At 74.3% G+C, this 21334-nt stretch carries 18 protein-coding genes; 7 read left to right on the forward strand and 11 right to left on the reverse strand.

Features of this window, described 5'->3' with window-relative positions:
* Window positions 1-20: 20 nt before the first annotated feature.
* The 4 genes from ACFYVJ_RS22615 to ACFYVJ_RS22630 all read right to left on the reverse strand — a co-directional run bounded on the left by ACFYVJ_RS22615 (window position 21) and on the right by ACFYVJ_RS22630 (window position 3719).
* Window positions 21-386: a DUF1844 domain-containing protein gene (locus tag ACFYVJ_RS22615; protein WP_388894138.1), complete on the reverse strand. Its 366-nt coding sequence runs from the start codon at window positions 384-386 to the stop codon at window positions 21-23.
* A 78-nt stretch (window positions 387-464) separates the two neighbouring features.
* Window positions 465-1217 (reverse strand): SseB family protein, encoded by a 753-nt coding sequence (locus ACFYVJ_RS22620; RefSeq protein ID WP_388894141.1) that lies wholly within the window; start codon window positions 1215-1217, stop codon window positions 465-467.
* On the reverse strand, window positions 1195-2532 hold the full coding sequence (gene mycP / locus ACFYVJ_RS22625; RefSeq protein ID WP_388894144.1) for a type VII secretion-associated serine protease mycosin: 1338 nt from the start codon (window positions 2530-2532) through the stop codon (window positions 1195-1197). The genes ACFYVJ_RS22620 and mycP overlap by 23 nt, the downstream gene beginning before the upstream one ends.
* Window positions 2529-3719: a hypothetical protein gene (locus ACFYVJ_RS22630; protein ID WP_388894147.1), complete on the reverse strand. Its 1191-nt coding sequence runs from the start codon at window positions 3717-3719 to the stop codon at window positions 2529-2531. The genes mycP and ACFYVJ_RS22630 overlap by 4 nt, the downstream gene beginning before the upstream one ends.
* Before the next feature lie 161 nt (window positions 3720-3880).
* Here ACFYVJ_RS22630 and ACFYVJ_RS22635 point away from each other — a divergent pair, with 161 nt between their 5' ends.
* Entirely contained in the window at window positions 3881-5101 is a 1221-nt protein-coding gene (locus tag ACFYVJ_RS22635; RefSeq protein ID WP_388894150.1) for an alanine racemase, read from the forward strand.
* Window positions 5102-5152: 51 nt separating this feature from the next.
* On the opposite strand, the gene ACFYVJ_RS22640 is transcribed toward ACFYVJ_RS22635, so the two are convergent.
* Genes ACFYVJ_RS22640 through ACFYVJ_RS22650 form a run of 3 tightly spaced genes read right to left on the reverse strand, consistent with a single transcriptional unit; the run spans window position 5153 to window position 8753 of the window.
* Complete coding sequence (locus tag ACFYVJ_RS22640) at window positions 5153-5938, reverse strand: 3-oxoacyl-ACP reductase (protein WP_101425448.1); 786 nt, start codon at window positions 5936-5938, stop codon at window positions 5153-5155.
* Between the two features lie 5 nt (window positions 5939-5943).
* Window positions 5944-7350: an aldehyde dehydrogenase family protein gene (locus tag ACFYVJ_RS22645; RefSeq protein ID WP_388894153.1), complete on the reverse strand. Its 1407-nt coding sequence runs from the start codon at window positions 7348-7350 to the stop codon at window positions 5944-5946.
* A gap of 11 nt (window positions 7351-7361) precedes the next feature.
* Window positions 7362-8753 carry a glutamine synthetase family protein gene (locus ACFYVJ_RS22650; protein WP_388894155.1) on the reverse strand — a complete coding sequence of 464 codons (1392 nt, stop codon included), beginning with the start codon at window positions 8751-8753 and terminating at the stop codon, window positions 7362-7364.
* 96 nt (window positions 8754-8849) lie between these two features.
* On the opposite strand from ACFYVJ_RS22650, the gene ACFYVJ_RS22655 reads away from it, so the two are divergent.
* The 3 genes from ACFYVJ_RS22655 (at window position 8850) to ACFYVJ_RS22665 (ending at window position 11966) form a co-directional block, all read left to right on the forward strand.
* A complete protein-coding gene (locus ACFYVJ_RS22655; protein WP_388894158.1) occupies window positions 8850-9590 on the forward strand; it encodes a FadR/GntR family transcriptional regulator in 741 nt (246 codons plus the stop codon).
* Window positions 9591-9732: 142 nt separating this feature from the next.
* Window positions 9733-11268, forward strand: coding sequence for an ethanolamine permease (gene eat, locus ACFYVJ_RS22660; RefSeq protein WP_388894161.1), 1536 nt, complete (start codon window positions 9733-9735; stop codon window positions 11266-11268).
* Window positions 11268-11966, forward strand: coding sequence for a gamma-glutamyl-gamma-aminobutyrate hydrolase family protein (locus tag ACFYVJ_RS22665; protein WP_388894164.1), 699 nt, complete (start codon window positions 11268-11270; stop codon window positions 11964-11966). Before eat ends, ACFYVJ_RS22665 begins: the two co-directional genes overlap by 1 nt.
* A gap of 18 nt (window positions 11967-11984) precedes the next feature.
* Here the strand turns inward: ACFYVJ_RS22665 and ACFYVJ_RS22670 are convergent, their stop codons facing one another.
* Window positions 11985-12839: an SAM-dependent methyltransferase gene (locus ACFYVJ_RS22670; RefSeq protein WP_388894167.1), complete on the reverse strand. Its 855-nt coding sequence runs from the start codon at window positions 12837-12839 to the stop codon at window positions 11985-11987.
* A 598-nt stretch (window positions 12840-13437) separates the two neighbouring features.
* Window positions 13438-14382: a LysR family transcriptional regulator gene (locus tag ACFYVJ_RS22675; protein ID WP_388894170.1), complete on the reverse strand. Its 945-nt coding sequence runs from the start codon at window positions 14380-14382 to the stop codon at window positions 13438-13440.
* 70 nt (window positions 14383-14452) lie between these two features.
* On the opposite strand from ACFYVJ_RS22675, the gene ACFYVJ_RS22680 reads away from it, so the two are divergent.
* Both ACFYVJ_RS22680 and ACFYVJ_RS22685 read left to right on the forward strand, forming a co-directional pair.
* Window positions 14453-15535, forward strand: a complete 1083-nt coding sequence (locus ACFYVJ_RS22680; protein ID WP_388894173.1) for a TDT family transporter — start codon at window positions 14453-14455, stop codon at window positions 15533-15535.
* Window positions 15536-15559: 24 nt separating this feature from the next.
* The gene (locus ACFYVJ_RS22685) at window positions 15560-16282 is read left to right on the forward strand and encodes a helical backbone metal receptor (protein WP_388894176.1); all 723 of its coding nucleotides are present in this window, start codon (window positions 15560-15562) and stop codon (window positions 16280-16282) included.
* A 90-nt stretch (window positions 16283-16372) separates the two neighbouring features.
* Here ACFYVJ_RS22685 and ACFYVJ_RS22690 read toward each other — a convergent pair whose 3' ends face one another.
* Both ACFYVJ_RS22690 and ACFYVJ_RS22695 read right to left on the reverse strand, forming a co-directional pair.
* On the reverse strand, window positions 16373-19003 hold the full coding sequence (locus ACFYVJ_RS22690) for an ABC transporter permease/substrate binding protein (RefSeq protein ID WP_388894179.1): 2631 nt from the start codon (window positions 19001-19003) through the stop codon (window positions 16373-16375).
* Window positions 18996-20066 (reverse strand): glycine betaine/L-proline ABC transporter ATP-binding protein, encoded by a 1071-nt coding sequence (locus ACFYVJ_RS22695; protein WP_388894182.1) that lies wholly within the window; start codon window positions 20064-20066, stop codon window positions 18996-18998. The genes ACFYVJ_RS22690 and ACFYVJ_RS22695 overlap by 8 nt, the downstream gene beginning before the upstream one ends.
* Before the next feature lie 235 nt (window positions 20067-20301).
* On the opposite strand from ACFYVJ_RS22695, the gene ACFYVJ_RS22700 reads away from it, so the two are divergent.
* Entirely contained in the window at window positions 20302-21210 is a 909-nt protein-coding gene (locus ACFYVJ_RS22700; protein WP_388894290.1) for a 5'-3' exonuclease H3TH domain-containing protein, read from the forward strand.
* The last annotated feature ends 124 nt before the right edge of the window (window positions 21211-21334 follow it).

Genomic DNA, 21334 nt, shown 5'->3' on the forward strand with positions numbered 1-21334 from the left:
TGCCGCGCCCGCCGCGGGGGTCAGCCGAAGACGGGGCCCGTGTACGCCTCGCCGGGCCCCTGGCCCGGCTCGTCCGGGTGCTCGGACGCCTCGCGGAACGCGAGCTGGAGCGACTTCAGCCCGTCGCGCAGCGGTGCCGCGTGGTACGAGCCGACCTCCGCGGCGCCCGCGGTGACCAGCCCGGCCAGCGCGGTGATCAGCTTGCGGGCCTCGTCCAGGTCCTTGTGCGCGGTGCCGTCCTCGGCGAGCCCGAGCTTGACCGCGGCGGCGCTCATCAGGTGCACCGCCACCGTCGTGATCACCTCCACGGCGGGGACCTCGGCGATGTCGCGGGTCATCGCGTCGAAGTCGGGTCCTGTGTCGGCGCCGGGGCCGGTGTCGCTCATGGGGGCTCACTTCCTCGTACGGGACCGGAGGCCACCCTAACCAGCGCCCGGACCGCGGCCCGGGGCCGGGTACGGGCCCTATCCGGCGGGACGCAGCGGCAGCGGTGCGCCGGGGAGCGGGGTGCCGGGCGGCAGCAGGGCGAGGTCGAGGCCGCGGACCAGCCGGGCCCGCAGGGCGGGGTCGGCGGCCAGTGCCTCGGCCACGGCGCGGGCGATGTCGGCGGGGGCGGTGCCGGCGGCCGGGACGAGCGCCAGGGTGCCGTCCGCCTCGCCGGCGCGGGCCAGGGACGCGGCGCGTATCCCGCGGATGCCGGAGACCACGGCGGTCACGGCCGCGACGACGCCGGGGTCGGCCAGCGGGTCGGTGCTGCCGCGGCCCTCGGCGGCGGCCAGCAGCGCGGGTCCCGTCAGCTCGTACGGCACGGGGCCCGCGACGTCCAGGACGACGGTGTCGGCGCGCTCGGCGACGGCGGCACGTACGGCCTGCGGCAGCGCCACGGCCACGGGGCGGGCGGCGGGGTCCCAGCGGGCGAGGGCGGCGGTGGAGGTGAAGGCGGGCAGGGCGCGCCGGCCGCCGGGGATTTCGAGGGTGGGCACGGCCATGTCGCTGGTCTTGTCACGGCGCAGTCCGTCGGGTCCCTCCTCCACTTCCCCGAGGAGCGCGACGACGGGGACCAGCACCCGTGTGCCGGCGAGGGCCGCGAGCACCCGGGGTCCGGCGGCGGGGTCGTCGGGGGCTGCCGCGTACGCGGTGAGGGCGGCGGCGAGGCCGGGATCCGCCGAGCCGTCGTCGGCGGCGAAGCCGGAATCAGGGATGTTCTTCAGCGACACCCGACGAGCCTAGCGGTGGCCCGTCGCCGCCCTGCGGGCGCGGTCCCGCGGCGCCGGGCGGGGGCGCCTGCCGCGGCGGCCCGGCCGGCGGCGGCGCGAAGGGCGGGGGCTCGGGGCCGCGCCAGACGCCGGCCGCGCGCGACCGCGGACCGCGCCACAGGAACCACGCGCCCGCGATCAGCCCCACGCCTATGACGCCCGCGGCGAGCGCCAGCCCGTTGGGCCCGTCGTCCTCGGTGGCGACGAGCGCGGGCGCCGAGCCGAAGCGCTTCTCGTCGTACGCGGCCGACCTCGGCTCCTGCGGCGCGGCCTGCAGCTCCCCGGCCGCCGCGACCGCCGCCGCCGCGTCCACCCGGCCGGCGCCCAGCTCGTCGCTGCGGCCGCCCGCCGGCGGGTCCTGCGCGGTGTCCCGCAGCAGGTCGCGGATCTGCCAGGGGGTCAGGTCGGGGTTGGCGGCGCGGACCAGGGCGGTGACGCCGGAGACGAACGCGGCGGCGGCGCTGGTGCCCCAGCCCTCGTAGTACGTGCGGTCGGGGTCGGCGATGGCGACGTCGACGCCGGGCGCGGCGACGGTGGCGTACCAGTGCCTGGTGGAGAACCCGGCGCGCGCGCCCGTCCGGTCGACGGCCGTGACGGCGATGACGCCGGGGTAGGCCGCGGGGTACGAGATGCGGTCGCCCTTCTCGCCGCTGTTGCCTGCGGACGACACCACGGTCACGCCCTTGCGCAGCGCGTACTGCACGGCGGCGTCCTCGCCGGGCTCGGGGTGGGCGGACTTGCTGTCGTCGCCGAGGGAGAGGTTGATGACGTCGGCGCCGTTGTCGACGGCCCAGCGGATGCCGTCGGCGAGCGCGCTGCCGCGGGTCTCGCGGGCCTTGCCGCGCTGCGCGTCGCCGTCCTCCAGGATGACCCGTACCGGCAGGATCTTCGCCTCCGGCGCGACGCCCGTGACGCCTTCCGTGGCGCCGGGGCCGTGGCCGTGCGCGGCGATGATGCCGGCCATGGCGGTGCCGTGCCGGGCCCAGGAGTCGTCGCCGCGGCGGGCGCCGAAGCCGACGAAGTCCTTGCCGTCCAGCACCTGTCCGGTGAGGTCGGGGTGGCCGGCGTCGACGCCGGTGTCGAGGACGGCGACGGTGACGCCCTCGCCGCGGGTGGTGTTCCACGCCTCGGGGGCGCGGACGTCGTCCAGGCCCCACTGCAGGTCCTGGAGGCCGTCCGCGTGCGCGGGGGCGGCGGTGGCGCCGAGCAGCGCGGTGGCGGCCAGCGCGGCGAGGAGCGCGGCGGCGCGGCGGCGTACGGGGAACGGGCGGGTCACCGGGGGGACTCCGTGGCCTTGGCGGAGGTCTTGCGCAGGCCGCGCTCGACGCGGTCGGCGATGCCCTCGGCGTCGTGGCCGAGGCCGGCCTGGGCGGGCGCGGTGGTGGCGTCGGGGTGGACGGCCTCGTTGGCGGGCTGCGGTTCGGTGACGGCGCGGCCGTCGGCGAAGCCGGTGACGGCGTAGAGGACGACGGGGGCGTCGGAGAGGACCCGTACGGTCCAGGTCGCGCGCTGCCCGGCGCCGAAGCCTGCGGCGGGTCCCGTCTCCGTGCCGTACGCGCGCGGGAGCATGTCCGTCCGCGCGGCCAGCTCCCGTTCCTCGAAGCGGTCCTCGAACCGGCCCATCTTCGAAGAGCCCGCCGCGGTGAAGACCATGCCGACGGTGGTGACGCTGCTGCGGGTGGCGTCGGTGTACGTGGCGCGCAGCAGCTTCTCGCAGCCGACGCGGCGCAACTCCCGGGCCAGCGCCGCGTCGAGGCCCGACTTGCAGTCCGCGGGCGGGGCGACGGCGACGCGCACCCAGACGCGGTCGGCGCCGCCGGGTCCCGCGCCGTCCCCTTCGAGCCGGGGCGGGAAGAGGGTGTCGACGGGGGTGGCGTGCCAGAGGCCGCGGGCCACCTCGTACGCCCCGGGCCTGGCCTGCGCGCTCGGCCCGTCGCTGAGCAGGCTGCCGGTGGCGGCGCCGACGACGAGGCCGACGCCGGTGACGAGCGCGACGGCGGCGGCCACGGTGCGCGCGACGGTGCGGCGTTCGGCGGGCGGCTCCGGCTCGGGGCGGGGGATGTCGGAGGGGAGCACGGATGCCATGTGCAGCGGGGCGCCTACGGGCTTGGGAGGGCCGGCGGGCACCGGCGGGGCGTACGGCCGCGGCGGCGGCTTGGCCTCCGGCGAGGGGGTGGCCGGGGACGGCGAAGACGGCGCGGTGCCGGTGGATTCCGCTGCGGGCGGCGGGGGTTCGGCCGCGGGCTCCGGCCGCTTCGGCCGTACGGAAGCGTCGGCCGCCGCGGACCCCGCCTCCCGTACCGCCGTGTGGGAGGCGCCCGCGGGACCTGCCGGTCGCGGAGGCTCCGCGTCCGCGCGCGGGCGCACCGGCCGTACGGGCTCCGCGCTCTCCCGCGGCTTCGCCGCGGGCGGGGAATCCGGCGACGGCGGGGCCGCGGGAGTCTGCTCTGCGTCAGTGCTCAACAGCCCCCTCACTCCCCTCCTGTGAGTAGCCCCGCATGACCTGCTGGACGGGCGCTCGCGACACTCTACTGGGCTCCCGCGACGGACGGTGCGCCGCCCGAATGCCTCATCCTGTCCGTACCCACTACCGCCTCCCGGCCACGCGGTGGGAGGCTTCCCCCATGCCGGCCCACACCGCCCCCGTCCCGGACCACGCGGCCCTGCGCGCCCGCTACGACCGCGCCACCGCCCACCTCGACGCCCCCTTCGCCGCGGTCGACACCGAGGCGTTCGACGCCAACGCCGCGGATCTGGTGCGCCGGGCCGCGGGCAAGCCGGTGCGGGTGGCGAGCAAGTCGGTGCGCTGCCGGGCGCTGCTGGAGCGCGTGCTCGCCAGGCCGGGCTTCGCCGGGGTCATGTCCTTCACGCTCGCCGAGTCGCTGTGGCTGGCGCGGTCCGGCTTCGCGGACGTGCTGCTGGCGTACCCGTCGGCGGACCGCGCCGGCTTCGCCGAACTGACCGGCGACCCGAAGCTCGCCGCCGCGGTGACGGTGATGGTGGACGACCCGGCGCAGTTGGACCTCGTCGACGCCGCGCGGGGGCGCGGGCGCGAGGAGGTGCGCGTCTGCCTGGAGCTGGACACCTCGCTGCGGCTGCTGGGCGGCCGGCTGCGCGTCGGCGCCCGCCGCTCGCCGCTGTCCGGCGCGGCGGCGCTGGCGGCGGTGGCCCGCGAGGTGGTGCGGCGGCCGGGCTTCCGGCTGGTGGGGCTGATGGCGTACGAGGGGCACGTGGCCGGCGTCGGGGACGACATCCCCGGGTGGCCGCTGACGTCGCGCGGGATACGGCTGATGCAGGCGGTGGCCCGGCGGCAGCTCGCCGAGCGGCGGGCGGAGGCGGTGGCGGCGGTGCGGCGGCTGGCGGACCTGGAGTTCGTCAACGGCGGCGGTACGGGCAGCGTGCAGCACACCGCCGCCGAGGACGCGGTCACCGAGATCGCCGCCGGCTCCGGGCTCTACCAGCCGCGGCTGTTCGACAACTACACCGCGTTCTCCGGCCGCCCCGCCGCCGTCTTCGCGCTGCCCGTCGTCCGCCGCCCCGGCGTCGGCGTCGTCACCGTCCTCGGCGGCGGCTACCCCGCGTCCGGACCCGCCGGCTCCGACCGGCCTCCCGTGCCGTACCTGCCGGCGGGCCTGCGCTACGACAAGCAGGAGGGCGCGGGCGAGGTGCAGACCCCGCTGCTCGGGCCGCCCGCCGACGACCTGCTGGTCGGCGACCGGGTGTGGCTCCGGCACGCCAAGGCGGGCGAGCTGTGCGAGCGGTTCGACGCGCTGCACCTGATCGAGGGCGAGCGCGTCACGGAGGCGGTTCCGACGTACCGCGGCGAGGGCCGTACGTTCCTCTAGGCGGGACGGCCCGGACGGCCCGCAGGAGCGGGCCGCACGGGCGGAACGCGGCTACAGCGGCGTGACGTACGCGCCCGCGATGCCGCCGTCGACCAGGAACTCCGCGGCGTTGACGAACGACGCGTCGTCGCTCGCCAGGAACGCCACCGCCGCGGCGATCTCCTCCGCCTCCGCGAAGCGGCCCGCCGGGATGTGCACCAGCCGCCGGGCCGCGCGCTCCGGGTCCTTGGCGAACAGTTCCTGGAGCAGCGGGGTGTTGACCGGCCCCGGGCACAGCGCGTTGACGCGGATCCCCTCGCGGGCGAACTGCACGCCCAGCTCGCGGGACATGGCCAGCACGCCGCCCTTGGACGCGGTGTAGCTGATCTGGGAGGTGGCGGCGCCCATCACGGCCACGAACGAGGCGGTGTTGACGATGGAACCGCGGCGCTGGCGCTGCATGTACGGGATGGCGGCCTTGCAGCACAGGTACACGGAGGTGAGGTTGACCTCCTGCACCCGGCGCCAGGCGTCGATGCCGGTGAGCAGGATGGAGTCGTCCTCGGGCGGCGAGATGCCGGCGTTGTTGAACGCGACGTCGACCGAGCCGTACGTGTCGTACGCGGCCTTGAACAGCGCCTCGACGTCCTCCTGGACGGTGACGTCGGTGCGTACGAACAGCCCGCCGGTCGCTTCGGCCGCCGCCTTGCCCGCGGTCTCGTCGACGTCGGCGCAGACGACGTGCGCGCCCTCCGCCGCGAGCCGGCGGGCGGTGGCCAGGCCGATGCCGCTGCCGGCTCCGGTGACGACGGCGGTGCGGCCGGGCAGCCGGCGGCAGACGGGGGTCTGGTCGGTCAACGTGCTCACTCCTCGGTGCTGATGAAGACGTTCTTGGTCTCGGTGAACGACGCGAGCGCGTCCGGGCCCAGCTCGCGGCCGAGGCCCGACTGCTTGAAGCCGCCGAAGGGGGTCCAGTAGCGCACGCTGCTGTGCGAGTTGACCGAGAGGTTCCCGGCGGCGACGGCGCGCGAGACGCGCACGGCGCGCGCGGTGTCGCGGGTCCACAGCGAGCCCGACAGCCCGTACGGGCCGGCGTTGGCGAGGCGTACGGCGTCGGCCTCGTCGTCGAAGGGGTGGACGACGGCGACGGGGCCGAAGACCTCCTCGCGGCTGACCGGGTCACCGGGCGGCGCGTCGGTGAGGACGGTGGCCGGGTACCAGTACCCGGGGCCTTCGGGGACGGTGCCGCGGATGGCGGCGGGGCGGGACTCGGGGACGTGGCCGCGGACCCGTTCGCGGTGGGCGGCGGAGATCAGCGGGCCCATCTGCGTACCGGGGTCTGCCGGGTCGCCGGCGGTGAAGGCGAGGACGGCGGGCTCCAGCAGCGCGAGGAAGCGGTCGTACACGCTGCGCTGGACGAGGATGCGGCTGCGGGCGCAGCAGTCCTGGCCGGTGTTGTCGAGGAACGAGGCGGGGGCGGCGGCCGCGGCGCGCTCCAGGTCGGCATCGGCGAAGACGATGTTCGGGCTCTTGCCGCCGAGTTCGAGGGTGACGCGCTTGACCTGCTCCGCGCAGCGCGCCGCGATGCGCTTGCCGACGGCGGTGGAGCCGGTGAACACGATCTTCGCCACGTCCGGGTGGTCGACCAGCGCGGCGCCGGCGCCCGGTCCGGCGCCCGGCACGACCTGGAACAGCCCTTCCGGCAGGCCCGCTTCGAGCGCCAGCTCGGCGAGCCGCAGCGCGGTCAGCGGGGTGGTCTCGGCCGGCTTGAGCACGACGGCGTTGCCGGCGGCGAGCGCGGGGGCGGTGCCCCACGCGGCGATGGGCATGGGGAAGTTCCACGGCGCGATGACGCCGACGACGCCGAGCGGCTCGGCGAAGGTGACGTTGAGTCCCCCGGCCACCGGGATCTGGCTGCCGGTGAGGCGTTCCACTCCCCCGGCGGCGTAGTCGAGGAGGTCGCGTACGTTGCCCGCCTCCCAGCGGGCGGCGGCCACCGGGTGCCCGGCCTCGGTGACCTCCAGCCGCGCCAGCTCCTCGATCCGGCCGTCGACCTCGGCGGCGAAGCGGCGCAGCAGCCGGGCGCGGTCGCCGGGGGCGAGGGCGGCCCAGTCCCGCTGGGCTTCCGCGGCACGGGCGACGGCGGCGGCGACCTCTTCGGGGCCCGCGGCCGGGACGGTGGCGACGGGCTCCTCGGTGGCAGGGTTGACGACGGTGTGCTCGTGCGGCGCGGCGGGTGGTGCCTGTGCTGCGGGTGCTGATGCTGCCAAGGGTGTCGACCTCACATGCGCTCGAAGGACCGGAAGCGTTCCCAGTCGGTGACGGCGGTGTCGTACGCCTCCTGCTCGACCCGCGCCATGTTGCGGTAGTGGCGTACGACGTCCTCGCCGAACGCCTCCCGGGCCAAGGTGCTGCCGCTCCACAGCTCGGCCGCGTCCCGGAGGGTGGCGGGGACGTGCGCGGCGTCTCCGGTGTAGGCGTTGCCGGTGCAGGCTTCGGGGAGTTCGAGCTTCCGCTCGACGCCGTGCAGCCCGGCGGCGATCATCCCGGCGACGGCGAGGTACGGGTTGACGTCGCCGCCCGGCAGCCGGTTCTCCAGCCGCAGCGAGCCGCCGTGGCCGACGACGCGGATCGCGCAGGTGCGGTTGTCGGGGCCCCAGGCGACGGCGGTGGGGGCGAAGGAGCCGGGGCGGAAGCGCTTGTAGGAGTTGATGTTCGGGGCGTAGAGGAGGGTCAGTTCCGGCAGGCAGGCGAGCTGTCCGGCGACGAAGTGCCGCATGGTCTCGGACATGCCGTACGGGGCGTCCCCGTCCTCCGGTCCTGCGGGGGCGGCGAAGACGGGGGCGCCGTCGGCGTCGCGTACGGACAGGTGGATGTGGCAGGAGTTGCCCTCGCGCTCGTCGTACTTGGCCATGAAGGTCAGCGCCGTGCCCTCCTGGGCGGCGATCTCCTTGGCGCCGGTCTTGTAGATGCTGTGCTGGTCGCAGGTGGTCAGCGCGTCGTCGTAGCGGAAGGCGATCTCGTGCTGGCCGAGGTTGCACTCACCCTTGGCGGACTCGACGGTCATGCCGGCGGCGGCCATCTCGTTGCGGATGCGGCGCAGCAGGGGCTCGACGCGGCCGGTGCCGAGCACGGAGTAGTCGACGTTGTACTGGTTGGCGGGGGTCAGGCCCCGGTACGCGCTGTCCCACGCCTGCTCGTAGGTGTCCTTGAAGACCATGAACTCCAGCTCCGTGCCCGCGTACGCGGTCCAGCCGCGCTCGGCGAGCCGGTCGAGCTGGCGCCGCAGCACCTGCCGCGGCGAGGCGGTGACGGGCGCGCCGTCGTGCCAGGCGAGGTCGGCGGTGACCATGGCGGTGCCGGGGTGCCAGGGGATGCGGCGCAGGGTGGCGAGGTCGGGGTGCATGGCGAAGTCGCCGTAGCCGCGCTCCCATGACGACATCTCGTAGCCCTCGACGGTGTTCATGTCGGCGTCCACGGCCAGCAGGTAGTTGCAGCCCTCGGTGCCGTGTGCCAGTACTTCGTCGAGGAAGAAGGGGGCGGCGAAGCGCTTGCCCTGAAGCCTGCCCTGCATGTCCGTGAAGGCCAGGACTACGGTGTCGAGCTCACCGGCCTCGACGAGCCGGCGCAGCTCGGGCACGGGCAGCGCGGGGGTGCGTGCGGAGTCGGTCACGGATCGGTCTCCTCTTCTGCGGACGTCTTAAGGTATGCGTGGATACCTTTGGTTGGGAAGTAGGCAGAGGCAGCGGGTCGGGAGGGCGGGGTCGGGATGAGGGCGTTCAGCAACGCGGCGGCCGGCGACGGGCTGCGGACCGTACTGCGCCCGGTGCGCGCGGGCAACGGCTTCGAGGAGGCGCTGGAGCAGATACTCCAGGTGCTGCGCCTGGGCCTGGTGCCGCCGGGCGAGCGGCTGCCCGCGGAGCGGAAGTTGGCGGAGCGGCTGCGGATCAGCCGGGTCACGCTGCGGGACGTGCTGAAGGTGCTGGCGGACGAGGGCCTGGTGGAGAGCCGCCGGGGGCGCTACGGAGGCACCTTCGTACGGGAGCGCACCCCCGCGCGCCGGGACGCGCAGGAGGAGTTGCGCCGGCGCACGGAACGTACGGACCTGGAGGACGTACTGCGCTTCCGCGAGGTGCTGGAGACGGGCGCCGCCGAACTGTGCGCCGGCACCGAGATGACGACCGGGCAGCGGGCACGGCTGCGTGCCGCCCTGGAGGCCACCCAGGACGCCCCGCTGGGCGACTACCGGCGGCTGGACACGCTGCTGCATCTGACCCTGGCGGAACTCGCGGGCTCGCCGCGGCTCGCGGCGCAGTACGCCGCCGTCCGGGCCACCGTCAACGACCTGCTGGACTGCATCCCGCTGCTGGTACGGAACCTGGAGCACAGCCAGGCGCAGCACGCCGCGCTCGTCGGCGCGGTGCTCGACGGCGACCCGGACGCCGCCCGCGAGATGATGCGCGAGCACTGCGCCGGCACGGCGGCGCTGCTGCGCGGCTTCCTGGGCTAGGCCCCGCCTGACGCGCCGCCGCGGGCGGGGCCGCGTAACAGGACCTTCATGCACGGGGCTTGCGCTCGTGACCTCGGCGCCGCAAAGGTATGGCACCACACCATTGCTGGGTCCCACCGTCCGTTGAGGCAGGAGCGGCACCATGAGCGAAGGCACCGAGTCCCGCACCGCACCGCCCGGCCCGCGCGCCGCCCCCGACGGCGGTCCCGGCGCCCCCGCCGGCCCCGGCTCCGGCCCCGCGGCGCACGGCGCCGCGGACGACGCGTACCTCCAGCGCCGCGCCCTGCGCGCCGGCAGCGCCGGGCCGCTGCTGCTCACCGGCCTGGGCGTGGCGTACGTCGTCTCCGGCGACTTCTCCGGCTGGAACTTCGGCCTGGCGGAGGGCGGTTTCGGCGGCCTGGCCATCGCCGCGCTGCTCATGGGCGTGATGTACACCTGCCTGGTCTTCGCCCTCGCCGAGCTGGCCGCCGTGCTGCCCACGGCCGGCGGCGGCTACGGCTTCGCCCGCAAGGCGCTCGGCCCCTGGGGCGGGTTCATGACCGGCACCGCGATCCTCATCGAGTACGTCCTGGCGCCGGCCGCGATCGTCATCTTCATCGGCGACTACGTCGAGTCGCTGGAGCTGTTCGGGCTCACCTCCGGCTGGCCCGTCTACCTCGCCTGCTTCGTCCTCTTCCTGGGCATCCACCTGTGGGGCGTCGGCGAGGCGCTGCGCTTCAGCCTCGTCGTGACCGCCGTCGCGGTCGCCGCGCTGCTGATCTTCGCGATCGGCGCCCTCACCGAGTTCAGCGCGGGCTCGCTGAACGACATCCCGGTCGACGACGGCGCCCTCGGGGCCAACTCCTGGCTGCCGTTCGGGATCCTGGGCATCTGGGCGGCGTTCCCGTTCGGGATGTGGTTCTTCCTGGGCGTCGAAGGGGTGCCGCTGGCCGCCGAGGAGACCAAGGACCCGTCCCGTACGCTGCCGCGCGCGATGGCCTGGGCGATGGGCGTGCTGCTGCTGCTCGCCGTCGTCACCTTCATCGCGGCGGCCGGCGCCCGCGGCTCCGCCGCCGTACAGGACGCGGGCAACCCGCTGGTGGAGGCGCTGCAACCGGACGGCGAGGCGACCGCGCTCAGCCGGTTCGTCAACTACGCGGGCCTCGCCGGGCTCGTCGCCTCGTTCTTCTCCCTCATCTACGCCGGCTCGCGCCAGCTCTTCGCCCTCTCCCGGGCCGGCTACCTGCCCCGCGTCCTCTCCCTCACCTCCCGCCGCAAGGCCCCGTATCTGGGCCTGCTGGTGCCGGGCGCGATCGGCTTCGCGCTGGCGGCCGGGAGCGGGAACGGGGCGCGGATGCTGAACGTCGCGGTGTTCGGGGCCACCATCTCGTACGCGCTGATGGCGCTCTCGCACATCGTGCTGCGCCGCCGCGAACCGGGGCTGCACCGCCCCTACCGCACGCCCGGCGGGGCGGTGACGTCCTCGGTGGCGTTCGTGCTCGCGCTGTCGGCGCTGGTGGCGACGTTCCTGGTGGACAAGTGGGCGGCCATGATCGCGGGCTGCGTCTACGCGGTGGCCCTGGGATATTTCGCCGTCTACAGTCGGCACCGGCTGGTCGCGGCGGCACCCGAGGAGGAGTTCGCGGCGCTGGCGGAGGCGGAAGCGGAACTCGAGCGTCCCACGACGAGGGAGAAGTGATGAGCAGGACCCGGCCCCTGATCGGCATTTCCACCTACCTCGTCGACGAGGCCAGGTGGGGCCAGTGGCACCTGCCCGCCGCCCTGCTGCCCGCCGGCTACCACCGCCTCACCCAGCGCGCCGGCGGCCTCGCCGCGCTGCTCCCTCCCGACGACCCGGCCCGCGCGGCGGAGACCCTGCGCCGCCTGGACGGCCTGATCGTCGCGGGCGGCCCGGACCTGGACCCGGCCCGCTACGGCGCCGAGGCGGACGCCCGCACGGACCCGGTCACCCCGACGTCACGCGAGCGGGACGCGTGGGAACTGGCCCTGATCGACGCGGCCCTGGCGGCGGAGCTGCCGCTGCTGGGGGTCTGCCGCGGGGCGCAGTTGCTGAACGTCACCCGTGGCGGCACGCTGTGCCAGCACATGGAGGGCCACCGCCAGCGCCCCGGCGTCTTCGGCGCCCACGAGATCAAGCCGGTCCCGGGCACGCGGCTCGCCGCGCTGCTGCCGGAGGCGGTGACGGTCCCCGCGTACCACCACCAGGCGGTGGCGGAGCTGGGCACCGGTGTGATCGCGTCGGCGTACGCGGCGGACGGCGTGGTGGAGGCGCTGGAGCTGCCGGACGCGGGGGGCTTCGCGCTGGGGGTGCAGTGGCACCCGGAGATGGGCGAGGACGTGCGGGTGGTGCGGGGCCTGGTGGAGGCGGCGGGCTGACGGGCCCGGCGCCGCGGCTCAGGCGGGCTTGCGGACGATGCCGCCGTACTCGTAGACGGGCTTGGCGTGCTTGGTGGTGCCGAGGTACGGCTGGAGAGCCGGGTCGACGGGGGCCAGCGGCGGCTGGAACCGGTCGGGCCGCCAGTCGACGAGATCCACCAGCCCGGGCTCGACGGGCTCCAGCCCCCGGACGAGGGCGTCGACCTCGGCGGGCGTCCTCGTCTGCCACGGGATGCCCTTGGCCCGGACGCTCTCGGTCATCGCGGCGCTGGTGACGGGGTCGTCGGTGACCACCTGCGACAGGCAGACGCAACTGCCGGGCCGTGCGCGGTCGAGCACGGCGCCGAGGACGGCGTGGGGGTCGTCTTCGTCGGGTACGTGGTGCATGACCGACAGGTAGAGCACCGCGAGCGGCTCGTCGAAGTCGATGAGCCGGGTGACGAGCGGGTCGTCGAGGATGGTGGCGGGGTCGCGCAGATCGCCGTCGACGACGATGGTGGAAGCGTCCTCGGCGAGCAGCGCGCGGCCGTGGGCGAGGACGATGGGGTCGTTGTCGACGTAGACGACGCGGGCGTCGGGGGTGAAGCGCTGGGCGACCTGGTGGACGTTGTTGTCGGTGGGCAGCCCGCATCCCATGTCGAGGAACTGCCGTATCCCGGCCTCCTCGACGAGCCACCGCACGGCCCGGAAGAGGAACAGCCGGTTCTCACGGGTGATGTCGAGCCCGGCGGGGAACTCCTTGAGCTGCTTGAGCGCGAACTCCCGGTCGACGGCGTAGTTGTCCTTGCCTCCGAGCAGCCAGCCGTAGACGCGGGCGGAGGTGGGCTGTTCGACGGAGACGCCGGGTATGAAGGACTGGTCCTCTGCTGACACCACGCGCTCCCCGCGTCCGCTCGACGCCTCGAAGATCAAGACAGGTTGGAACGAGGGTAACGCGGAAACCCGCCCCCCGCAGGGTGTACGGAGCCCCTGCGGGGGCACGGGGGCGGATCGTCGGGAGCGCGGGCAGGGCGGCTGGGATGCGGCGGGGGCGGCGGGTGTGGGGAGGCGAAGCTCCGCGGGATCCCGGGTGCAGTCCCACGGGCGCGTGGCGGGCCGGTACTGGGCTCGCAGGAGCCGGGGTGCAGGCACGAAGCCCTGCCGGGGGCGCGGTGGGCGGGTGCTGCGGCCACAGGCCCGAGGGCAGGGCCACAGCCCCGCGGGGACCCGCGGGCCCAACCCCCGAGAGGATCCGCGGCAGACCCCCGGCGGGGGCGCCGCGGACGGCTGTTGGGCGCAGCCCCGGGGGACAGGGGCACAGGCCGGTGGCGGTCCGGGGCGCAGCCCCGCGGGGGGTCCGGGGCGCAGCCCCGCGGGGGGCTCGGGGGCGCAGCCCCTGAGGAAGCGGGATAGGGGTGGGGACGGGGCACCCCCACCCGCGACCGGCCGGCGCTCGTTCCCGTACGGCAAACAGGCCCCGTACCGCACCCGTCTACCGCTCCCTCCCGCCTCTCGTCAGCGCGAGCAGATCCCGCGCCGGGCCCGTCGGGCGCTGGCCGCGGGGCCAGACCGCGCGCAGGGCCCGGGTGAGGGGCAGGGCCGTCACCGCGACCGACACCAGACGGCGGGTCGCCACCTCGTCCGCCACCGCGAGCTCCGACAGCACCGCCGGCCCCGCACCCGTGACCGCCGCCGCCTTCACCGCCGTCGTCGACGCCAGCTCCAGCAGCGGCGTTCCCAGTCCGCCGTACGGGCTCAGCGCCTCGTCCAGCACCTGCCGCGTACCCGAGCCCTGCTCCCGCAGCACCAGCGCCGCCCCCGCCAGCTCCCCCGGCGGCAGCCCCCGCCGGCGCCGCGCCCACGGATGCGACGGCGCCACGACCACCAGCAGCCGGTCGTGCCCGATCACCGCCCCGTCCAGCCCCGGCGGCACCCCCGAGCCCTCCACGAACCCCAGGTCCGCCGCCCCTGACCGGACCTGCGACGCCACCGCCACCGAGTTGCCCGCCTGCAGCGACACCGCCGTCTCCGGCCGCGCCGCGCGCAGCGCGACCAGCCACCCCGGCAGCAGGTACTCCGCGACCGTGAGGCTCGCCGCCACCCGCAGCCGCGAGTCCCGGCGCGCGCGCAGCGCCGCCGCGCCCGCGTCGAACGCCTCCGCCGCCTCCACCACCCGCCGGGCCCACTCCGTCACCACGCCCCCGGCCTCCGTGAGCCGCGAACCCGCCGGCGAGCGGTGCACGAGCGCGACGCCGAGCTGCCGCTCCATGGACCGGATGCGCGCGCTGGCCGCCGGCTGGCTCACGCCGAGGGCCTTGGCCGCCCGCCCGAGGCTGCCCAGCCGCGCGACGGCCAGCAGCAGTTCCAGCGCCGCCAGGTCCGGCACCCGGCGGGCCAGCGAGGGCTCCGGGTCGCCCGCGGCCTCGTACTCACTCATAACCCCAGCTTATGAGCCGATAGAAGATCGGTCCCTACCAGCCGCCCACCACCCGGGCAAGGCTGAAGCCATGGCCGCCACCGCCCTCGTACGTCCCCGGCACACCGCCCGCGCCCGCCACCGGCTCTCCACCCGCGACCTCGGCCCCAACTGGTACGCCGGAGTCATGGGCACCGCCATCGTCGCCACCGCGGGCGCCGCCGTCGGCCTGCCGGCCGCCGCGCTGGTGCCCGTCTGGGCCCTGGCCGCCCTCCTCCTCGCCGCGCTGCTCGCCGCCCGCGCCGCGCACTGGGCCCGGCACGCCGACCGCGCCCGCGAGCACCTCGCCGATCCCGCGGTCGCGCCGTTCTACGGCTGCCTGTCGATGGCCCTGCTCGCGGTCGGCGCCGCGACGACCGCCGTGGGGGCGCACGTGACCGGCGGCGACGCCGCGTTCGCCGTGCACGCCGCCCTGTGGGTGGCGGGTACCGCGGTGGGGCTGGCGGCGGCCGTGGCCGTGCCGTACCTGATGGTCGTACGCCACCGGGTGCGCCCCGGCGACGCCTCGCCCGTGTGGCTGCTGCCGGTGGTGGCCCCGATGGTGTCGGCCGCGACGGGCCCGGCGCTGGCACCGCGGCTGCCCGCGGGGCAGTGGCGGGAGTCGCTGGTGCTGGGCTGCTTCGGGATGTTCGGGATGAGCCTGCTGGCGACGCTGCTGATGCTGCCGTTGATCTTCGCCCGGCTGGTGGAGCGGGGCCCGCTGCCGCTCGCGCTGACCCCGGCGCTGTTCCTGGTGCTGGGGCCGCTCGGGCAGTCGACGACGGCCGCGGGGGCGCTGGCGGACGGCTCGGCGGCGGTGCCGGGGGCGTTCGCGGCGCTCTACGGGGTGCCGGTGCTGGGCTTCGCGCTGCTGTGGCTGGCGGTGGCGGGAGCGCTGGTCGTACGGGCCGCGCGGCGCGGCATGCCCTTCGCGCTGACGTGGTGGGCGTTCACGTTCCCGGTGGGCACGTGCGTGACGGGCGCGGCGAGTCTGGCGGAGCACACGGGGCTCGCGGCGTTCCGCGGGCTTGCGGTGCTGTTGTACGTGCTGCTGACCGCGGCCTGGCTGACGGCCGCGGTCCGCACCGCGGCGGCGGTGGCCCGCGGCGACCTCCTCGCGGCCCCGGCCCGCTGACGACCGTCCCCGTAGCCTGGGGACATGGCAGGCAGGCGCGTGGTGTCCCTGGTTCCGTCGCTGACCGAGGCGATCGCCGTGTCGGCGCCCGGCGCCCTCGTCGGCGCCACCGACTGGTGCACCCACCCGGCGGGGCTCGGCGTCGTACGGGTGCGGGGGACGAAGAACCCGGACGTCGGGCGGATCGTCGCGCTGGCGCCCGACCTGGTCGTCGCGAACGAGGAGGAGAACCGCGAACCGGACCTCGCCGCCCTGCGGGCGGCGGGGCTCGAGGTGCTGGTCACCGAAGTCCGCACGCTGGAGCAGGCGTTCGCGGAGCTGGCGCGGGTGCTGACGGCGTGCGGGGCGGCGGCGCGGCCGGCGTGGCTGGCCGCCGCGGAGGCGGCCTGGCGGGCCGTACGGCCGGCGGCGCGGGCCCGGCCGGCGGTGGTGCCGGTGTGGCGGCGGCCGTGGATGGTGCTGGGCCGGGAGACGTTCGCCGGGGACCTGCTGGCGCGGCTGGGGGTGGCGAACGTGTACGCGGGGCACGCGGAGCGCTATCCGCGGGTGCCGCTCGCGGAGCTGCACGAGAGCGGCGCGGAGCTGGTGGTGCTGCCCGACGAGCCGTACGCGTTCGGGGCGGACGACGGCCCGGAGGCGTTCCCGGCGATGGCCGCGGCGCCGGTGAGCGGGCGGCATCTGACGTGGTACGGGCCGTCGCTGGCCGAAGCGCCCGGCGTGCTGGCCGCGGCGCTGCGCACGGCGTAGGCGGGCGCAGGCCGCCGAAGCCGGGCAAAAGGCGGGCGCCCCGCCGCCCCCTGTGCAGGGGACGACGGGGCGCCGCGAGTGTGCCGCAGGTCAGGAGACCGGTGCGATCCTGTCGATGACCTCGGGATTGTCGTCCATCCACTTGCGGGCGGACTCCTTCTCCTTGCCGTCACCGCCGTTCTGGATCTCGACCTCCAGCGAGGACAGCTCCTCCTCTGAGAGCTTGAAGTCCTTCAGCCACTCGTGGAACTCCGGGAAGTCCTGGGCGAAGTCCTTCTTTGCCACCGTGTGGATGTCGTCGCCCTCGCCCCACGCCTTCTTCGGGTCCTCCAGCTTGGTCAGGTCCCACTTGCCGTAGGCCCAGTGCGGCGACCAGAGCGTGACGACGATGGGCTCCTTCTTGTCGTACGCCCGCTCCAGCTCGGCGAGCATCGAGGAGGTGGACGAGGAGACGACCTCCCAGTCCTCCAGCCCGTACTCGTTGACGACCTTGTCCTTCAGGATCCCCATCATGCCGGCGCTGGCCTCGATGCCGATGATCTTCCCGTCGAACTCGCCCTTGTGATCCTTCAGATCCTCCAGGGACTTGATGTCCTTCATGTACGACGGGACGGACAGCTCCAACGTGGTCGGGCCGTACCAGGAGCCGATGTCGGTGAGGTCGTCGCCGAATCTCTCCCAGTACTGCTCGTGCGTCACCGGCAGCCAGGCGTCGAACTGCACGTCCATCTGCCCCTCGGCGAGCGCGGTGTAGAGCGGGCCGGGGTCGAGCTGCTTGACGTTGGTCTTGTAGCCGCGGTCCTCCAGTACGTTCTGCCACAGGTACGTGGAGGCGATGGCCTCGTCCCACGGGAAGTAGCCGAGGTTCACGGTCTTGCCCGCGTCCTTGCCCTGGGTACCGCCGCCCTTGCCGCCGTCGGGGAGCGGGGCCATCTTGTCGACGTAGCCCTCGTTCTGCTCCAGCCAGTCGCGGACGGCCTGCTGCTCGTTGCCCTCCCCGGCGTCGACGATCATCTCCTCCAGGCTGGTGAGCTCCTTCTCCTTCATGGTGAAGTCGCGCAGCCACTCGGCGACGACGGGCTCGTCCTTCGCGAAGCCCTTGCGCGCGGTGGTGTGCACGTCGTCACCGGAGCCCCAGGCTTCCTTCGGGTCCGCCAGCTTGGTCATGTCGTACTTGCTGTACGCCCAGTGCGGCGACCAGAGCGTGACGACCACCGGCTCCTCGGCCTGGTAGGCGCGCTCCAGCTCGGCGAGCATGGAGGAGGTGGACGAGGAGACGACCTCCCAGTCCTCCAGCCCGTACTCGTTGACGACCTTGTCCTTCAGGATCCCCATCATGCCGGCGCTGGCCTCGATGCCGATGATCTTCCCGTCGAACTCGCCCTTGTGATCCTTCAGATCCTCCAGGGACTTGATGTCCTTCATGTACGACGGGACGGACAGCTCCAGCGTCGTGGGCCCGTACCAGGAGCCCATGTCCTCCATCTTGTCGCCGAACTTCTCCCAGTACTGCTCGTGGGTCACGGGCAGCCAGGCGTCGGTCTGGAAGTCGACCTGGCCCTCGGAGACGGCGGTGAAGAGCGGGCCCGGGTCGAGCTGCTTGGCCTCGGCCTCGAAGCCGCGCTGCTCCAGCACCTCCTTCCACAGGAAGGTGGAGGCGATGCCCTCGTCCCAGGGGATGTAGCCGATGTCGATCTGCCGGCCCTCGCCGACGTCGGTGGACGCGGCGGCGGCCTGCGGGGTGCCCTCGTCGTCGGAGTCGGCCAGGTTCAGGCCGCCCGCGAGCAGCGCCAGCACCACGATGCCGACGGTGGCGATCGCGGTGGTGGGCTTGTAGTGCAGGAACTTCCACCGGTCGACCGCGGCCGCGGTCTTGGCGAGCGCGCGCCGGCCGAGCGGCGAGACGCGCTGGTTGAGTGCGCCGGTCATCCGGTCCAGGTACATGGCGAGGATGACGACGACGAGGCCGCTCTCGAAGCCGGTGCCGATGGCGACGCGGGTGACGGCGTTGTAGACGACCTCGCCGAGGCCGCCGCCGCCGACCATGCCGGCGATGACGACCATGGACAGCGCGAGCATGATGACCTGGTTGACGCCGGCCATGATCGTCGGCAGCGCCAGCGGCAGTTGCACGCGGCGCAGCGTGTCGGCGGGCTTGGTGCCGAACGCCTCGGCGGCCTCGACCAGTTCCGCGTCGACCTGCCGGATGCCCAGCTCGGTCATGCGCACGCCGGGCGGCATGGCGAACACGATGGTCGCGATGATGCCCGGGGTGATGCCGATGGAGAAGAAGATGACGCCCGGGATCAGATAGACGAAGGCGGGCATCGTCTGCATGAAGTCGAGCATCGGCCTGATGGCGGTGCTGACGACCTTGTTACGGGCCGCCCAGATGCCCAGCGGCACGGCGATCACCACGGTGATCGCGGTGGCGACCAGCACCATCGACAGGGTTTCCATGGCCTCGGGCCACAGTTGCACCGAGTCGACGACGGCGAATCCGGCGAAGGCGAGCACCGCCGGCAGCGGGCCGCGCAGCCAGAAGGCGATCACGGCGAAGATGCCCGCCATGACGAGCGGTTCCGGCGCGTCGAGGACGGCGTTGACGCCGTCGTACATGCCGGACAGGACCGTGTCGATGAAGTCGAAGAGCCAGCCCAGGTGGTCCTTGAGCCAGTCGACGACCGACTCGACCCGGGACCCGAAGTCGATCTCAGGCACCTGCGGTCACCTTCTCACCCTCGTCGTCGCCTGCCTGGTCGCCCAGGATGGACAGCAGCCGGCCGCGCTCCACGAGGCCGACGAGGTCCCCGTCGGCGTCGGTGACGCCCACGGCGTCGTCGCCGGTGGCGAACGGGCCGAACAGCTCGGCGACGGGGGTGTCCTCGGTGACGCTGACGGGCGCCGCGGCGCGCAGTTCCTTCGGGGAGAGGCCGTCCTGCGGCTCCTCCATGATGGATCCGGCGGTGAGCACCCGGGTGCGGTCGACGTCCTCGACGAAGCGGCGCACGTAGTCGTCCGCGGGCCGGACGAGGATGTCCTCGGGGCTGCCTATCTGGACGATGCGGCCGTCACGCATGACGGCGATGCGGTCGCCCAGGCGCATGGCCTCGTTGAGGTCGTGGGTGATGAAGACGATGGTCTTCTTCAGCTTGGACTGCAGCTCGATGAGCTGGTCCTGCATGTCCCGCCGGATCAGCGGGTCCAGCGCGCTGAAGGACTCGTCCATGAGCAGCAGGTCGGCGTCGGTGGCCAGGGCGCGGGCCAGGCCCACGCGCTGCTTCATGCCGCCGGACAGCTCGTCCGGCCAGTGGTGCTCCCAGCCCTTCAGGCCGGTCAGCTCCAGGGCCTCGGTGGCGCGCTGTTCGCGCTGCGCCCGGGGTATGCCCTGGACTTCGAGGCCGTAGGCGGCGTTCTCCAGGACGCTGCGATGCGGGAAGAGCGCGAAGTGCTGGAAGACCATGCTGATCTTCGTGGAACGCACCTCGCGCAGTTCGCGGTCGGTCAGCGACGTCAGGTCCTGGCCGTCGAAGAGCACCCGGCCGGACGTGGCGTCGAGCAGCCCGTTGAGCATGCGCAGCAACGTGGACTTGCCGGACCCGGAGAGGCCCATGACCACGAATATCTCGCCCGACTCGACGGTGAAGGAGGCGTCCACCACCGCCGCGGTCGTGCCCTTCTTGCGAAGTTTCTCACGGTCTTCGCCTGACTCTAGCCGGGCGACCGCGTCTTCTGGCCGTTTGCCGAACACCTTGTACAGGTGCTCCGCCTGGAGCCTGCTCACATACACCTCACGCTTCGAACGGAAAAATCGACCTGCCTCCCCCGTCGGCAGGTCGTGGAGTGACGCGGGTTCTGCCCGGTTGCTTACCGAATTGTCCGTGTATAGACCATCGGTTCACTCCACTTCGGCCGCTGCCCAGGATCACGATGTCCAAACCATTGCGTGATCCAGTTCACATCTGGATCGCGTTTGGTCGCGGTGCATACGGCATCATCAGGGGATGACCCGACGCCTGATGCTGCTCGACTCGGCCAGCCTCTACTTCCGCGCGTACTTCGGCGTACCGGAATCGGTCACGGCCCCCGACGGCACCCCCGTGAACGCCGTGCGGGGGCTGCTCGACTTCATCTCCCGGCTCGTCGCCGACTATCGTCCCGACGACCTCGTGGCCTGCATGGACGCCGACTGGCGGCCGCAGTGGCGCGTGGATCTCATCCCCTCGTACAAGGCGCACCGGGTCGCCGAGGAGCACCCCGGGGAGGAGGCGGACGAGGAGGTCGTGCCGGACACGCTGTCGCCCCAGGTGCCGGTCATCGAGGAAGTGCTGGACGCCCTCGGCATCGCGCGGGTGGGCGTGGCCCCGTACGAGGCGGACGACGTGATCGGCACCCTGACCGCGCAGGCGGCAGGACCCGTGGACATCGTCACCGGCGACCGCGACCTCTTCCAACTCGTCGACGACGCCCGGGGGGTACGGGTGGTGTACCCCGTCAAGGGCGTCGGCAACGCCACCGTCATGGACGGCGCGGCCCTGCGCGAGAAGTACGGGGTCGACGGCTCCGGCTACGCCGACCTCGCCCTGCTGCGCGGCGACCCCAGCGACGGCCTGCCGGGCGTGCCCGGCATCGGCGAGAAGACCGCGGCCAAGCTCCTCGACGCGTACGGCGACCTCGCCGGCATCATGGCCGCCGCCGGCGACCCCGCCTCGCGGCTCACCCCGGCGCAGCGGCGCCGGCTGACCGAGGCGCGGCCGTACGTCGAGGTGGCGCCGAAGGTGGTGCGGGTCGCGGCCGACGTGCCGCTGCCGGCGTACGACCCGGAGCTGCCGCGGTCGCCGCGGGACCCGGAGCGGCTGGCGGCGCTGGCGAAGCAGTGGGGGCTCGGCGGCTCGCTGGAGCGGCTGCTGACGACGCTGCGCGGCTGACGGCGGGCCGGGCGAGGGCCGGGACAGGGGCGGGACAGGAGCCGGGACAGGGGCCGGGTGCCGCGGTTCGGCGCCGCGGCCCGGCCGCCGGGGTGTTAAGTTAGGTAACCCTAACTTGACTCTC

The organism is Streptomyces sp. NPDC004134 (assembly GCF_042874195.1).
Classification (GTDB): domain Bacteria; phylum Actinomycetota; class Actinomycetes; order Streptomycetales; family Streptomycetaceae; genus Streptomyces.